The sequence below is a fragment of the Brevundimonas sp. genome, assembly GCF_965227765.1.
Taxonomy (GTDB): domain Bacteria; phylum Pseudomonadota; class Alphaproteobacteria; order Caulobacterales; family Caulobacteraceae; genus Brevundimonas.
The window spans coordinates 1,507,684-1,521,638 of record NZ_OZ245778.1 but is presented as its reverse complement, the minus strand read 5'-3'; the positions used below and the strand labels follow the sequence as shown (position 1 = coordinate 1,521,638).

Annotated in this window: 17 protein-coding genes and 4 tRNA genes; 4 read left to right on the top strand and 17 right to left on the bottom strand. The window is 66.4% G+C overall.

Features of this window, described 5'->3' with window-relative positions; genetic code table 11:
- The first annotated feature begins 1 nt into the window (after position 1).
- Positions 2-1,882, top strand: coding sequence for a patatin-like phospholipase family protein (locus ACO05L_RS07265; protein WP_421731490.1), 1,881 nt, complete (start codon positions 2-4; stop codon positions 1,880-1,882).
- 76 nt (positions 1,883-1,958) lie between these two features.
- Here ACO05L_RS07265 and ACO05L_RS07260 read toward each other — a convergent pair.
- The 13 genes from ACO05L_RS07260 to ACO05L_RS07200 form a co-directional block, all read right to left on the bottom strand.
- Positions 1,959-2,035 (bottom strand) — tRNA-His (locus ACO05L_RS07260).
- Positions 2,036-2,211: 176 nt separating this feature from the next.
- Positions 2,212-2,928 (bottom strand): TonB family protein, encoded by a 717-nt coding sequence (locus tag ACO05L_RS07255; RefSeq protein WP_421731489.1) that lies wholly within the window; start codon positions 2,926-2,928, stop codon positions 2,212-2,214.
- A 12-nt stretch (positions 2,929-2,940) separates the two neighbouring features.
- Positions 2,941-3,378: a biopolymer transporter ExbD gene (locus tag ACO05L_RS07250; RefSeq protein ID WP_421731488.1), complete on the bottom strand. Its 438-nt coding sequence runs from the start codon at positions 3,376-3,378 to the stop codon at positions 2,941-2,943.
- Positions 3,379-3,383: 5 nt separating this feature from the next.
- A complete protein-coding gene (gene exbB, locus ACO05L_RS07245; protein ID WP_421731487.1) occupies positions 3,384-4,286 on the bottom strand; it encodes a tonB-system energizer ExbB in 903 nt (300 codons plus the stop codon).
- Between the two features lie 405 nt (positions 4,287-4,691).
- Positions 4,692-4,767 (bottom strand) — tRNA-Phe (locus ACO05L_RS07240).
- Positions 4,768-4,829: 62 nt separating this feature from the next.
- Positions 4,830-5,009 carry a DNA gyrase inhibitor YacG gene (locus ACO05L_RS07235; RefSeq protein ID WP_421731486.1) on the bottom strand — a complete coding sequence of 60 codons (180 nt, stop codon included), beginning with the start codon at positions 5,007-5,009 and terminating at the stop codon, positions 4,830-4,832.
- 2 nt (positions 5,010-5,011) lie between these two features.
- Positions 5,012-6,034 (bottom strand): ribonuclease E/G, encoded by a 1,023-nt coding sequence (locus ACO05L_RS07230; RefSeq protein ID WP_421731485.1) that lies wholly within the window; start codon positions 6,032-6,034, stop codon positions 5,012-5,014.
- Positions 6,031-6,639 carry a Maf family protein gene (locus ACO05L_RS07225; protein WP_421731484.1) on the bottom strand — a complete coding sequence of 203 codons (609 nt, stop codon included), beginning with the start codon at positions 6,637-6,639 and terminating at the stop codon, positions 6,031-6,033. The genes ACO05L_RS07230 and ACO05L_RS07225 overlap by 4 nt, the downstream gene beginning before the upstream one ends.
- A gap of 11 nt (positions 6,640-6,650) precedes the next feature.
- A complete protein-coding gene (infA, locus tag ACO05L_RS07220) occupies positions 6,651-6,872 on the bottom strand; it encodes a translation initiation factor IF-1 (RefSeq protein ID WP_013269122.1) in 222 nt (73 codons plus the stop codon).
- 124 nt (positions 6,873-6,996) lie between these two features.
- Positions 6,997-7,479, bottom strand: coding sequence for a UPF0262 family protein (locus tag ACO05L_RS07215; protein WP_421731483.1), 483 nt, complete (start codon positions 7,477-7,479; stop codon positions 6,997-6,999).
- The gene (locus ACO05L_RS07210; protein WP_421731482.1) at positions 7,476-7,982 is read right to left on the bottom strand and encodes a DUF2948 family protein; all 507 of its coding nucleotides are present in this window, start codon (positions 7,980-7,982) and stop codon (positions 7,476-7,478) included. The genes ACO05L_RS07215 and ACO05L_RS07210 overlap by 4 nt, the downstream gene beginning before the upstream one ends.
- Positions 7,972-9,276, bottom strand: a complete 1,305-nt coding sequence (gene murA, locus ACO05L_RS07205; protein ID WP_421731481.1) for a UDP-N-acetylglucosamine 1-carboxyvinyltransferase — start codon at positions 9,274-9,276, stop codon at positions 7,972-7,974. The genes ACO05L_RS07210 and murA overlap by 11 nt, the downstream gene beginning before the upstream one ends.
- A gap of 127 nt (positions 9,277-9,403) precedes the next feature.
- A complete protein-coding gene (locus ACO05L_RS07200; protein WP_421731480.1) occupies positions 9,404-9,568 on the bottom strand; it encodes a hypothetical protein in 165 nt (54 codons plus the stop codon).
- A gap of 95 nt (positions 9,569-9,663) precedes the next feature.
- Here ACO05L_RS07200 and ACO05L_RS07195 point away from each other — a divergent pair.
- Positions 9,664-9,738 (top strand) — tRNA-Thr (locus tag ACO05L_RS07195).
- A gap of 84 nt (positions 9,739-9,822) precedes the next feature.
- Here ACO05L_RS07195 and ACO05L_RS07190 read toward each other — a convergent pair.
- The 4 genes from ACO05L_RS07190 to lipB form a co-directional block, all read right to left on the bottom strand.
- A complete protein-coding gene (locus tag ACO05L_RS07190; protein WP_421731479.1) occupies positions 9,823-10,440 on the bottom strand; it encodes a hypothetical protein in 618 nt (205 codons plus the stop codon).
- Positions 10,441-10,515: 75 nt separating this feature from the next.
- The gene (gene msrB / locus ACO05L_RS07185; RefSeq protein ID WP_421731478.1) at positions 10,516-11,007 is read right to left on the bottom strand and encodes a peptide-methionine (R)-S-oxide reductase MsrB; all 492 of its coding nucleotides are present in this window, start codon (positions 11,005-11,007) and stop codon (positions 10,516-10,518) included.
- A gap of 73 nt (positions 11,008-11,080) precedes the next feature.
- Positions 11,081-12,562: a hypothetical protein gene (locus ACO05L_RS07180; protein ID WP_421731477.1), complete on the bottom strand. Its 1,482-nt coding sequence runs from the start codon at positions 12,560-12,562 to the stop codon at positions 11,081-11,083.
- A 131-nt stretch (positions 12,563-12,693) separates the two neighbouring features.
- Positions 12,694-13,410, bottom strand: a complete 717-nt coding sequence (gene lipB / locus ACO05L_RS07175; RefSeq protein ID WP_421731476.1) for a lipoyl(octanoyl) transferase LipB — start codon at positions 13,408-13,410, stop codon at positions 12,694-12,696.
- Between the two features lie 73 nt (positions 13,411-13,483).
- Here lipB and ACO05L_RS07170 point away from each other — a divergent pair, with 73 nt between their 5' ends.
- Complete coding sequence (locus tag ACO05L_RS07170; protein WP_421731475.1) at positions 13,484-13,735, top strand: FliM/FliN family flagellar motor switch protein; 252 nt, start codon at positions 13,484-13,486, stop codon at positions 13,733-13,735.
- Positions 13,736-13,799: 64 nt separating this feature from the next.
- Positions 13,800-13,884: transfer RNA gene (locus tag ACO05L_RS07165), tRNA-Leu, on the top strand.
- The last annotated feature ends 71 nt before the right edge of the window (positions 13,885-13,955 follow it).

Sequence of the window (13,955 nt, the reverse complement as noted above, 5' to 3'; positions counted from 1 at the left end):
CATGGCCTCACGACGCCCTGCTCCCGATACGCTGGAAGCCGCCCTCGCCAAGGTGTTCGAGGCGCGCGACACGACCGCCAGCTGGTTCGCCCTGACGGGCGGCGAGACCCTGTTCTCCGCGGGCGAGGACGCCGACACCCTGTACCTGCTGCGCTCGGGCCGCCTGGGCGTGTTTCAGGAGCAGGAGGGCCAGCCTCCACGCTTTGTCGGCGTCATCCGCCCCGGCGAGCCTGTGGGCGAAATGGCCCTGATCGCCGGCACGCCCCATTCCGCACGCGTCGTCGCCCTGCGCGATTCCGAAATCCTGTCCCTGCCGCGCGACGCCTTCTTCGAGGCCATCCGCAGTCGGCCGGAGGTGATGATCGAGCTGTCGCGCCTGATGCTGCACCGAGCGCGCGAACGGACCACGGGAGCCGCAGAGCCCAGCGTCTTCGGCTTCATCTCCGCCCGGTCCCGCCCTATCCGCGCCTTTGTCGAGCGGATCGCCGCCGCCATCGAGGCTCAGGGCCGCACCTGCCAGGTCATCGACCATTCCGCCCTGACCTCGGCCTCGGAATGGTTCAGCCGCGTCGAGGACAGCCACGACATCGTCCTGTACGTCGCCGAGCAGGACGAACCCAACTGGGCCGCCCTGTGCGCGCGCCAGGTGGACCGGCTGTTCGTCGTCGGCGATGTCCTGACCCTGCCCCCGACACGCATTCCGTCGCGCGAGCCCGGCGGCGGCCACCAGTTCACCGATCTGATCCTGCTGCGCGACGCCCGGATGAGCCGGCCCGCCAACACCGGCGTCTGGCTGGACGCCCTCGACCCCGGTCGCTGGTTCCATGTTCGAGACGGAGATGCTTCCGACGCCGCGCGCATCGCCCGCGTCATCACCGGGACATCGGTCGGCCTGGTGCTATCGGGCGGCGGCGCCCGGGCCTACGCCCATATCGGCGTGGTCAGGGCCATGCACGAGGCCGGCGTGGTGTTTGATTTCCTGGGCGGCTCGTCCATGGGCGCAGTTGTGGCGGCGGGACCGGCCTTGGGCTGGACGGACGATGAGCTGGATGCGCGGATTCGCAAGGCCTTCGTCAAATCAGACCCTCTGGCCGACCTCGCCTTTCCCCTGATCGCCATGACCCGCGCCGGCAAGGTCGCAGGCCTGCTTCAGGACGCCTACGGCGAAATCGACATCGCCGACATGCCCCTGCCCTTCTTTGCGGTGTCGTCCAACCTGACGACGGGCCGGATCGAGGTCCACCGTCGCGGCCTGTTGCGCCGGGCCATGCGCGCCTCGATCAGCATCCCTGGCGTCATGCCGCCCGTCGTCATCGACGGCCAGGTGTTGGTCGACGGGGCGGTGCTGAAGAACTTCCCCACCGATGTGATGCGCCAGCTGAACGCCGGCCCCATCGTCGGTTCGGACATGACCCAGGTGCGGGGCGTCGATCCCGCCACCCTGGAGAACCCACCGTCCTGGTGGCGCTGGATCCTGTCAGGGGCCTGGAAGTCAGGGCCGCCCATCGTCTCCATCCTCATGCGGTCGGCGACCATCACCACGGACATCGAACTGGCCCGTTCGCGCGCCGAGACCGACCTGCTGATCCTGCCTCGGCCAAGCGGGACCGATATTCGCGACTGGAAGATCTATGACCCGGTCGTCGCCTCGGGCCGTGTCGCGGCGGATGAGGCCCTCGCGACCCTGGAGGGGCCGCTGGGCGAACTGCGCAAGCGTAAGGCCGCGGCCCTGGTGGCGGAGATCGAACCTGCCACGGGAACGGCGTCGGATATCGCTGACGCCACAGAGCCAACCATGCCTCAGAGCCCGGCGTCGGTTCTCGAAGCTGCCGAGCCTGCCAAGAAGACGCCCGTCCGTTCGCGGCGGAAGGCCAGCGCCTGACCCAAGGCGTATGCGTCTGGAATGCGAGGGGGCAGCCGAACTCGGCTGACGGACGCCGACATTGGCGTCAAAGGGATGGTACCGCCTCTCAGGCTTGAACTGAGGACCTCCGGTTCCACAAACCGGCGCTCTAACCAACTGAGCTAAGGCGGCGCATCCACGCTGGGCGACCCAAGGGGTGCTTCGCGAGGGGCGTTGTCTAGCCGCGTCGACGCCCGCGATCAAGCGGCCATTGCACACCGTCTCAACTTCCCTGCGGAATGACCGCAACGCAACGCAAAACGCCCCGGAGCAAGCTCCGGGGCGTCCTGTTTGTCGTTTCGTATCGCCTATTGCAGGCGGAACGAGGTGGTGAACCGCACCTTGCCGCCGGTGGCGACCCCGTCGACCGAGCGGGGCGACAGGCGGGCGCGGCGAGCCGCAGAGAGAGCGGCCTGGCCGAAGCCGGCGCCGGAAGGATCTTCCGAGATGATCGAGCAGGCGCTGACCGAACCGTTGGCGTTCACGGTGCACTCGAGAGTGACGCGTCCGCTTTCGATGTTCCGCGACTGAGCACGTTCCGGGAAGTCCGGGCGTGGCGGAGACTGCCAGCTCGGGTTCGTGATGACCGCAGGACGCGGCGGAGCAGGCGGAGCCGGCGGAGGCGGCGGACCAGGGACGATAACCGGGGGTCCGGTATATTCGACGCGGTCTTCCTTCTTCGTCGGTTCGATCGGCAACGTCACCGGAGGCGGCGGCGCGTTCGGCGTGATGACCGGCGGGCGCACCTGAAGCTTCGGCGGCGGAGGCGTGTCCGGCGGCGGCGGAGGCGGCGGCGGCGGAGGCGGTGGGATGGGCTCCACCAACTCGACTTCCACGGACTCGTCGCTGTAGTCCATCAGACGCAGCTCGAACTTGGTCTTCTGAAGGTAGAAGAGCATGATCGCGAAGAGAATGGTGACCACGGACAGGCTGATCAGCCAGATGCCGGGTGCGACCCCCATGAAGCCCTTCTTGCGAGGGGCGTCATAGCGACTGCGATGGTACTCAACGGGTGTATCTGTCATGTGCGACTTCCCTTACACCGGAGAGTTATCTTCGCCGACCAGGGCGACGCTGTAGAAGCCATTGTCCTGCAGGGCATTCATAACCTGCATGAAATCGCCATAGCGCGTGCCTTGGTCCGCACGGATGAAGATACGCTCTTCCTCGGGATTACGCGTCCGGATCTGAACCCGCAGATCATCGCCGAGACTTTCGACGCTGGTTCTGAAGTCCCCCAGGAAGACGTCGCCGTCATTCTGGATCGAGATGAACACGGGCTTAGGCGGGTTGTCCTGAGGCGGTGCGACCGCGGTGGGAAGTTTCACCTCCACCGACACGGTGGCCAAAGGCGCGGCCACCATGAAGATGATGAGGAGAACCAGCATGATATCAACGAAAGGCGTAACGTTGATATCGCTGTTCTGCTCGACGTGATACCGCCCGCCGCCGCCGCCTGAAAGTTTGGCGGCCATCGGTCTTAGGCTCCCTTGTCGAGTTGACGCGAGATGGCGTTGATCAGTTCAGCGTTGAAGCCGTCCGAGCGCGTGCCGTAAGCCGAGATGCGGGTGTTGAAGTAGTTGTAGAAGATAACGGCCGGGATAGCGGCGAACAGGCCGATACCGGTGGCGAGCAGAGCTTCAGCAATACCCGGAGCAACAACGGCCAGGTTGGTCGTGTTCGACTGGGCGATACCGATGAAGGAGTTCATGATCCCGTAAACGGTACCGAACAGACCCACGAACGGGCCGGTCGAACCGGTCGAGGCCAGGAACTGCTGACCGCCGGAGAGGCGAGCGGCGAGACCGGCTTGAACGGCGGCGACGGCTTGTTGCGCGCGGCCCAGAGCCGAGTCGCGGTGTTCGCCGGTGACCGAAAGGCCGGCCTGGCGGGACAGTTCGACTTCTTCGGTCGCCGCGGCGGCCATGTCGGCCAGCGGGTTACCGTCGAACTCGTCCGACGTGGCCACGCGGCGCATGTCGGCGATGGTGCGGGTGCCCCGGAACTCTTCCAGGAAACGGTCGGTCTTGCGGTTCAGGCCACCAAACTCGAGCAGCTTGATGATCAGCAGGGTCCACGAGAAGATCGACGCCAAGATCAGGCCGATCATCACGATCTTAACGACCACGCCGGCTTCCATGAACATGGAGATCGGGGTGATGTCGCCGTGACCGGAGCCGCCGACGGCATCGCCGACGGATTCGGGATCGGCCTCAGCGGCCGGGGTCGGCAGGGTCGCCACGGGAGCGGCGGCCGGTGCGGTTGCAGCAGCGGGAGCGGCGGCAGGAGCCGCAGCGTCCTGGGCCAGAACCGGCGTGCTCGCCATCAGCACGGCAGCGCCGGCCAGGGCGAGGAAAGTGTTGGTCTTGTTGCTAATAAGCATTGGTCGCCAGTTCCTGTTGGTTTCGTCTGACTCGTGGAACCCTAGAGAAGGCCGCCTCATGCGACCGCCCCTCCATGAAATCGTTTTGTGTCCCGGATCGTCTGCCTGAGCGGTCAGACCCCCGGAACGTCTCTTCTTAGCTTCAGTTGCCCCGAAGGGTAACCTTGGCTGTCTCCTGCGCGCCTGCGCACATCGCCGCGGCGTCATTTTCCCGCCTTCATGAAGAAAGCGCTTAAGCTCCTTTGGCGAAGCGATCTCAGAGCGTCAAGGGCGCAAGGCGTCTTTTCGCCTGATGCGCGAGCGCAACAGTGATAACCCAATCGGGGCGGGCAAAAAACGACATTTTGATGGTGATTTGGGCGAACGCCGCTCGAAATCGAGGATCGGCGCTTGCAACGATGGGAGTGGTGCCTGGGGGCGGATTCGAACCACCGACACGCGGATTTTCAATCCGCTGCTCTACCAACTGAGCTACCCAGGCCTATGCGTCCCAACGCGGGAGCGGGGTCTATAGTCGAGCGACCAAACCCTGTCCAGCGCTGTTCAGTAGTCTGATGCAGGATCGTCGATGCGCCGGTCGTCCGTGGGCTCGTCGTCTCGCACTGGTATGGCGTAGCCGCCCGTGAACCACTTCTGCAGATCAAGGTCGGCGCAGCGTTTGGAGCAGAATGGCCGGTATTCCGCCTGGACAGGATTGCGCTTGCAGATCGGGCAGGTCGCCATGGTCATGTCTCCTCTATGAGCCAACGCCCCGGTGCGACGGACGGGTCCGCCAGCACCGCCACGCGCGGCCCCAGCGGCTGGACCAAATCAACGGCCAATGCAGCCTCTTCCGGCGCGCAGCGGGCGATGAAGCGCGGCGAACGGGTGTTTTGAAGCGCGGATAGGCGAAGCTGGCGGACGATTTCGATCGCCCGCGCCTGAACACCGGCGGCGTTCAGTCGCTCTTCGACAGGCGTGCGGCGCCACGGCAGCGACAGTTGCAGCAGGCCGAACCGGCTCAGCGGGCCGAATGCGACGTCTGCGTCGCCTGCAAACGCCGTCTTGGCCGCCTCGGTGATCTGACCGGCGTCCAGCCCGGTCCCGACCAGGTCGATCGCCACCAGACCGCCCCAGCTCTTCAGCCTCAGCAGGCGCGCCGTCTGCCTCAGGCCCTCGCGATTGGCGCGCGCCCGGCCCTTGCGAGCGTCCTGACCGGCAATATGAGCATAATCGATATCCACTGCGATCAGGGCGCGTGTTCGCTGAACCGACAGGTCCAGACCGAATGCAGCGAAGATCGCGCCTGGGGACATGGCCTCATCCACCGCCTCCTGGCCGGCCTGAATCGCGACGGCGCCTGTCTGGATGTCCACGCCCGGCGCGAGGCTCATCATCAGGGATCGGACATCCGGTCCCGGCGACAAGAGTCGTGGAGCCCCCTCGCCTACCCCGATATGTCGCAGCGTCGCCCCTTTGCGCTCGCGCCGTTCGGCCGTGACCTCGACCTCGACCCGGTCGCCGTCTCTCAGGGTCACGCCCTTGGCCAGAGGCAGAAAGCCGGGAGGCCCCTTGGCGCCCAGATCAACAAAGGCGGCGCGAAACGCCGGATCCAGGCTGACCACCCGCCCGATCGAACGGGCGCCCAGGCGATCCTGTGGCGTGTCATCGTCGCGCTGGATCAGAAGATGTTCGTATTGACCGTTGCGGGCGACCACGCCCCGCACTTCTCCGGGCGTCTCGTCGAGGAAGACCTCGACCTCGTTCACTGTCCCGTCGCCCGTTCCCGACGCCATCCGGCTCCGGCCAGAAGATTGGCGGTCTCGAACAATGGCAGGCCCATCACGGCGGGGTGGCTGCCGACGATTCGGGTGACGAAGGCGCCGGCCGGTCCCTGGATGCCGTATCCGCCCGCCTTGCCACGCCAGTCGCCGCCGGCGACATAGTCGGCGATCTCGGCGAGCGACAGAACCTTGAAGGACACGCGGGTGTCGACGACCCGGCTCCAGGTCCGTCCCCCGGCGACGACGGCGACGCCGGTGAAGACGCGGTGATTGCGACCGGACAGCAGGGTCAGGAACCGCGCCGCCTCAGCCTCGTCAGCAGGCTTTTCCAGCAGCCGGCGGCCCACGGCGACGACGGTGTCGGCGGCCAGGACCACGGCGTCTGGCGCGCGCGCGGCGACCACCTCGGCCTTGGTGCGGGACAGGCGAACGGCCAGCCGCGACGGTGTCTCGTCGCGGCCGGGCGTTTCGTCGATGTCGGCGGGGTCGATGCGATCGGGGGTGATCCCGATCAGCGCCAGCAGTTCGATCCGGCGCGGGCTGGCCGAAGCCAGCACTAGGTCAGGACGGTTCAGCTCAGGACGGGCCAATCGGCCAACCCTTACTTGAAGCGATAGGTAATGCGGCCCTTGGTCAGGTCGTAGGGCGTCATCTCGACCAGGACCTTGTCGCCGGCCAGCACGCGGATGCGGTTCTTGCGCATCTTGCCGGCGGTGTGGGCGATGATCTCGTGGTCGTTACCCTCGAGCAGGACGCGGAACGTCGCGTTCGGCAGCAGTTCGCTGACGACGCCGGGAAACTCGAGCAGTTCTTCCTTAGCCATGCGGCCTCTCACGCCCCGTGAATACGAATCTAGGCTCGCGCCGGGCGAAGCGCGAGCCGTAAGAAGGCGCGGCTAATGCACCAAAACAGTCGGCTAGTCGAGTTCGGAGCGCACAGGCCCTGCCTCAACCCCTCCGATAAAGGGCGCAGACCAGGGTGAAGAGGCGCCGCGCGGTCTCGTGATCGATGGCCACCTTGCCCTCCAGACGCGCTTTCAGCACCTCAGCGCCTTCGTTGTGCAGGCCGCGCCGGCCCATATCGACGGCCTCGATCTGGCTGGGCGAAGATCCGCGCAGGGCTTCGTAATAGCTGTCGCAGATCAGCAGATAGTCTTTCAGCACACCCTTCATCGGCGTCAGGCTGAGCGCATAGGTGCGGGCGAAGTCGCTGTCGCCAGCGCTGTCGGCCGTGATGTCGAACACCAGCCGATTGTCCTGCAGCGACAGTTTCAGCCGATAGGGACCGCCGGGCGAGCCCTCGGGCTCGAAGGCGTTCTTCTCGACCAGGTCGAAGATGGCGACGCGGCGCTCGTGCTCGATCTCGGCCGTGGCCGACGGCAGGGTCGCGGCGTCCAGATCGACCGCCGACAGCCTGTGTTCGTCGCTCATGATTCACCTGCCGCAGACACAACCGAATCGAGGTGGGTGGGGGCGACGCGCGCCTCCCACCGATCGGACAGATCGACGACCACGGCGTCCAGGCACTCGACCTCGGCCCTCAGATCGCCACCGCCGGCGAACATCAGGGTTACGCGGCCGCCGGGCGCCTCGGTCTCCTCGAAATCTATGGCCAGAAGCTCCAGCGCCGTGTCGGGCAGACGCGGCAGGCCCCGGCTTTTCACCGCCATGACGTCGCCGAACTGCATGGCGGCCCGCACGCGCGTCCCGCCGCATTCCCAGCAGAATCGGCTCAGCTCGACCGTCAGCCGCCGCGCCGACCGTTCCCAGACGATGTCCGCCGGGCGCAGGATGGCGTCCTGCAAGGCCGCCGAGATGATGGCCAGGTCCTCGGCGTCCTCGGCCAGCAGGCGCAGGGGCTCGTTGGCTTTCGAGGGATCGGGGGCGCCGAACACCTCGTCCAGCTGGGCCTTCAGTTCGGCGTCAGTGGTCATCGCCCGGTCCTTCGACAGGCGGGCCGTGGATGCGGCGAATCTCGGCCCCGCAGGCGCCCAGTTTCTCTTCCAGCCGCTCGAACCCGCGATCCAGGTGATAGACCCGGCCGATATTGGTCTCGCCCTCGGCGGCCAGACCGGCGATGACCAGACTGACCGAGGCCCGCAGGTCCGTCGCCATGACGGGCGCGCCGTGCAGCCACTCCACGCCGTTCACCCGCGCCTCGCCGGCGTGGACTGAAATGTCGGCGCCCAGACGCATCAGCTCGGGAACGTGCATGAAGCGGTTCTCGAAGATGTTTTCGTGGATGGTCGAGACCCCGTCGGCCGTGGTCATCAGGGCCATGAACTGGGCCTGCAGGTCGGTGGCGAAGCCGGGATAGACCTCGGTGGCCACATCCACGGCCTTCAGTCGCTGGGCGCGGTCACGCTTGACCACGACGCCGTCGGCGGTCGGCGTCACCTCGACGCCCGCCTCGATCATCCGGTCCGTCAGAGATGCGATCAGCTCTGGCCGAGCCTTGGTCAGCCGCACCTCGCCGCCCGCCATGGCGGCGGCGCAGGCGTATGAGCCCATTTCGATCCGGTCGGGAATCACCGACCAGTCGGTTCCAGCGAGCGAGGTCACGCCGGTGATGGTCAGGACGTCGGTGTCCAGGCCTTCGATCTTGGCGCCCATGGCGATCAGGCAGCGGGCCAGGTCGCCGATCTCGGGTTCCTTGGCGGCGCGGCGCAGCACCGTGGTGCCCTGGGCCAGGACGGCGGCCATCAAGGTGTGTTCGGTCGCGCCGACCGAGACGAACGGAAACTCGATCTCGGCGCCCTTCAGACCCTTGGGAGCGGTGGCCGAGACATAGCCCTCCTCCAGCTCGATCAGGGCGCCCAGCTTGGACAGGGCGTCGATGTGCAGGTCCACCGGCCGCGCGCCGATGGTGCAACCGCCCGGCAGGGAGACTTTGGCGTGGCCCGTCCTGGCCAGCAGCGGCCCCAACACGTTGAACGAGGCCCGCATCTGGCGAACCAGATCATAGGGGGCGAAGGTCGATGTGATCTCGCGGGCGTCGAACAGGGTCTGCTGACCGTCAGGACCGTCGCTTTCGGTCACCTGGACGCCGAACTGGCGCAGTAGTTGCCCGAGGAATTTGGTGTCGGCCAGGCGCGGCATATTGGTCAGCCGAACGGGCTGATCCGTCAGGATCGTGGCCGCCATCAGCTTGATGGCCGAGTTCTTGGCGCCGCTGATGGGGATGTCCCCGTAAAGCTGGGCGCCGCCGTTTACCGCGATACTGTCCATGTCGATCCTGAAGCAGGCCCCGACGGGGCCCGGCGCTCACCGGACCTGTGGCGATCCGGCGAACAGGCTTTCTAGCGCGGAGCGGCGGGGTGGCGGAAGGGGCCGTCTGATCCCGCTGCGATGACTTTCAGTTGCCGGGCCGTTTCACCACCGGCTTGGCCGCCTTGCGACGACGCAGGTTGTCACGCAGGGCGGCGGCCAGCCGATGCGTCCTGGCGGTCTTGGCGACCTGCTCCTGCGTCGGCGCGGAATCGGGCTTTGCGGCAGGCGGCGTATCGGCGGTTTCGGTCATGCGAACATCAAGCCTCGGAAATCTTTCCACGCCAACCCGTTTTCGGGCTTCCCCCCTGCGAGTCTGTTGGCTATACGGCCGCTTCCTCAGAAAAGGCCGCCGTAGCTCAGTGGTAGAGCGCATCCTTGGTAAGGCTGAGGTCGTGGGTTCGATTCCCCCCGGCGGCACCATCTGCAGACCCTGACGGAACGGCGCTTTCAGCGTCGTTCCGCAGGACCCTTTCCGAAATATCAGGTCTACCTTGCTCTGCGGCCCTATTGGCTCAGCAGCGGCAGAGGCTCTTCTGCAGCCCGCGACGGCTGCGGGGCGATTCGGTCGCGCCGATCATTGATCCCCCTGCCGTCGAACGGCCGTCCGCCTGAACGCGAACCGCTCGAATCATAGTGGACGCCGAAGCTCTGGCTGCGTCCGCCCTCGTAGCCATCACCGTATCCGGCCCCCAGGCCGCGGCCGTAACCATAGCCATACCCCCAGGGATCGTTCTTGCTCTGGCTATAGTGCAGATCGACGCGGCCATTCTCGCCAACCGGAAGCGACACCGAGGCCGAATAGGCGCTGTAGTCGCCGGTTCCCACGCCGACCGAGACCTCGCCGTGAACCTTGCGATCATCCTTCATCGACCACGGGTCGCCACCGTCGGCGAACTGCGGACGGTCGTCGGCGGCGCGCGCGGCCAGCCAGCGATCAATCTGTTCGTCCGTGGTCAGGTCGTGGGGTGTGAGGACTTGGTTGGTCACTGAGGGGGTCGCCGCAGCGACAGGGGCCACAGCCCCGACGACAACCGCCTGCTGGCCTGATGGCGCCGTGGCGATGACACCATCGGGATCGAGCATTCCCGCCAGGCTGGCCAAAACTAGGACAAGGTTCGACATCGGCCCACTCACACTCTGACGATCACGTCTGCACAGGCTGGGCGACGATTGAGGCCAAGGTCGGGCGTCCCGACCTCATGCGACCCCGTCGCCGCGTCCCAACGGATCCGGAAGCTTCTGCCCCTCGGCGACGAACTGCAAGGCCACGGAGTTGATGCAGTAGCGCAGGCCGGTCGGCGGCGGGCCGTCGGGAAAGACGTGCCCCTGATGGCTGCCGCAGCGGGCGCAGGTCGTCTCCGTCCGCACCATGCCGTAGGTTTTGTCGACGATGGCGGTGACATGGGCCTCGTCCACCGGCTGGGTGAAGCTGGGCCAGCCTGTCCCGCTCTCGAACTTGGTGGCCGCCCGAAACAGAGGCAGGCCGCACTGGCGACAGCAGAAGACGCCGGCCCGCTTTTCCCCCAGCAGAGTGCCACAGAAGGGCGCCTCGGTACCGTGGGCCAGCAGAACGCGCTTCTCTTCGGGGTTCAGATCGGCCTCCAGCGCCACGCGCTGGCCTTCGCTGGGAGGGGTCAGGTCAAAGCCGGACGGAGACTTCAGGGGGGTGGCGGGGGTGCTGTCGGTCATGCAGCACAAATAAGAAGGGCCGGACGGAGGTTCCACCCCGTCCGGCCCGATTCTCACATCGCGAAGCGCCCCTTTAGGAAAACAGGCTTCCCACCCAGGCGCGCACGGCGGCTTCGTCAGCCGGGTTGCCGGTGTAGGCAAGGCCCTGCGCGGGGGTGAAGGGCTGGTTGTTGGGGCGCTGACGCGAGGTCCAGGCCTTATGGCCGTAGCTGAGGTCGGCATAGTTGGACGGCAGACGCTCGACGGTCGGCTCGATGAAGATCGAGTCGGTCGCGGTCGGCGAACCGACGATGCGGACGTTCGGCAGGCGCGTCAGCAGGTCCAGGGTATCCAGGCAACCGCCGGCGCAACCGCCGTCCACCAGAACAACGACCTGACCCTGCACCGGGTTGGCCGCACCGGTGTCGGCGATGGCCGGACGGCCCGCCAGGGTGAAGGTCGGCTGGCCCGAAGCCAGGGCGGCGTCGAAGGCGGCGATGATGGCGCGGGTTTCCTCGATCACCGGCAGGCTTTCCTGGACGAAGCGCGAATCGGCTTCCATGCGGCCCAGGGTGGCGGCGTACCAGGCGCGGTTTCCGGCCGTGGCGCGATAGGTGATCTCGCCGGCGGCGGGCTGGCGGCTGACGGTGAACTCGGGGGTCCAGATGCGGTTGGCCAGGCCATAGCCGCGCGCCGTCGAGGTGTAGGATTGGCCGGCGGCGCCGCGCAGATCCAGCACGAAGCCCTGGGCGCGCAGGGTTGCGGCCTGAGCCACGACGGCCTCGTTGAAGGCGTCCCAGCCGGCGGTGTCGGCGAAGGAGTGGACGTGAACCCACGGACGACCGTTGACCGTCTCGATGGCCAGGGGCGTCGCGCCGGGCTGATAGACAGTGGCGCGGTAAGCGGCTTCCAGATCACCGGCCTGGATCGGCACGGGCGTCAGGCGGAATTCGCGGGCGCGGCGGTTGTTGACGCTGAAGTTGCACAGGGCGGGCATACCCGTGGCGAACGGGTTGTTCCGGTTCCACAGCAGGTAGGGGGCGCTGGAGGCGCGGCCAGCTTCGGACGTCAGGTCGGCTTCCCAGCGGTCCAGCTTGGCCTGGGCCAGGTCTTCGGCGGTCACGCCATTGCAGTCGACCACGGCGGCGCCGACCGGCGGCGCGTTGCGGGTGCCGGGCTTCACATAGGTGACCACATACTGGCCGCCGCGCCAGCCGGTGGTGAAGCCGGGCCAGCTGGTGGCGAAATACGGGCCGAGGCCTTCGAAGCTGGGCGTGATGGCGATGTTGGAGTCGCGGAAGCCGCGCGCATAGTAGCGCATCAGATAGGAGTGGCTGTCGCCGCTGTTGACCTGTCCGGTCTTGGCCTTGGCATCGGTCAGGCCGGCTTCGATCCAGCCGCGGAAGGTCTCGCTGGCCGGGCCGGTCAGGGCTGCGGCCGGGTGGTTGGCGGCCAATTGGTCATGCGCGGCCTGGAGATCCTGCCCAGCCAGGGAGCGGAAGTCCTGGGCCAGGACGCTGCCGGCGCTGAGGGCCAGAGCCATGGTGGCGACGGAAACGGTAAGCAGGCGGTTCATCAGGGAGGACTCCAAGCCAGTCACGGGATGTTGCGGGACGTTAAACCTTATCAACGTCGCGCTTGCCAAGCCCGAACCCGGCCATGCGACGCGATTGCACGTCCTCTAAAGCTCAGCTGGCGGCGACTGCTTCAGGCGAGCGGAGACGCGCCCGTCACAACAGGGCCAAATACTGTCTCGAAACTGGCTTTCAGCGCAGCATCTGCCTCGTCCATCGTCGCCAGAACGCCAAGATCCACCAGACTGGTCACGCCGTGATCGGAAATCCCGCACGGCACGATCCCGCCGAAATGATCGAGGTCGGGCTCCACATTCAGACTGATGCCGTGGAAGGTCACCCATTTGCGGACCTTGACCCCAATGGCGGCGATCTTGTCTTCGCGCGACCAGCCTGGGCCTTTTCGCTCGACCCAGACGCCGACACGCCCTTCGCGGACATCCGCCGTGACCCCGAATCTGTCCAGCGCGCCGATCACCCACTGTTCCAGTCCTCGCACCAGACCGCGCACATCCTTGCCGCGGCGGTTCAGGTCCAGCATGACATAGGCCACGCGCTGGCCCGGCCCGTGATAGGTGAACTGCCCTCCCCTGCCCGTCCGGTGGACCGGAAACCGCCCAGCATCCAGCAGGTCCTCGTCCTTCGACGACACGCCGGCGGTATAAAGGGGTGGGTGCTCCAGCAGCCAGATCAACTCGCCCGCCTGGCCTGCAGCGATGGCCGCCACACGCGCCTCCATCGCCTGGACCGCCGCCTCATAGGGCACGAGACCGGGCTCGACACGCCATTCGACGGGCTGGTCGCCATTAAAGACGATGGAATGGTCGGGGCTTAACGGCTCGGCAAGCATGAGGACTCAATGTGAGTTCGGAAGCTCGTCCGCAAGTCCGTCGGCCGCAGCTTCAGGATGAAGTGTACCCCTCGTGACCCAAATCAACTCCGTCGACGTCGAGATTTCCGTGGTGCTGGGCCGTTCGGTCCTGCCCATGTCTCAACTGCTGAAGATGGGCCGCGGCGCGGTGATCCCTCTCGACGCCTCGGAACATGACGAAGTCTGGATACTGGCCAACAATCATCCTGTCGCCCGCGGCGAGATCGAGATTCGCGATGACCGTATCGCCATCACGGTGACCCGCCCCGCCGACGTCTATGACTTCATGGCAGGCGCCGCGTAACGCGCCGCAACTTCTCGGCTTCCCTTTCTTCTTCGCCTCCGCTATCAGCCCCGCTCCGATGCGAGCGGTCGTGGCGGAATTGGTAGACGCGCAGCGTTGAGGTCGCTGTGGGGCAACCCGTGGAAGTTCGAGTCTTCTCGACCGCACCATCGATAGACGACGAATCAGGGATAAAGATCGGCTTCTACCAAGGCTGAGCACATCGAGAGGGAGGCCCCGC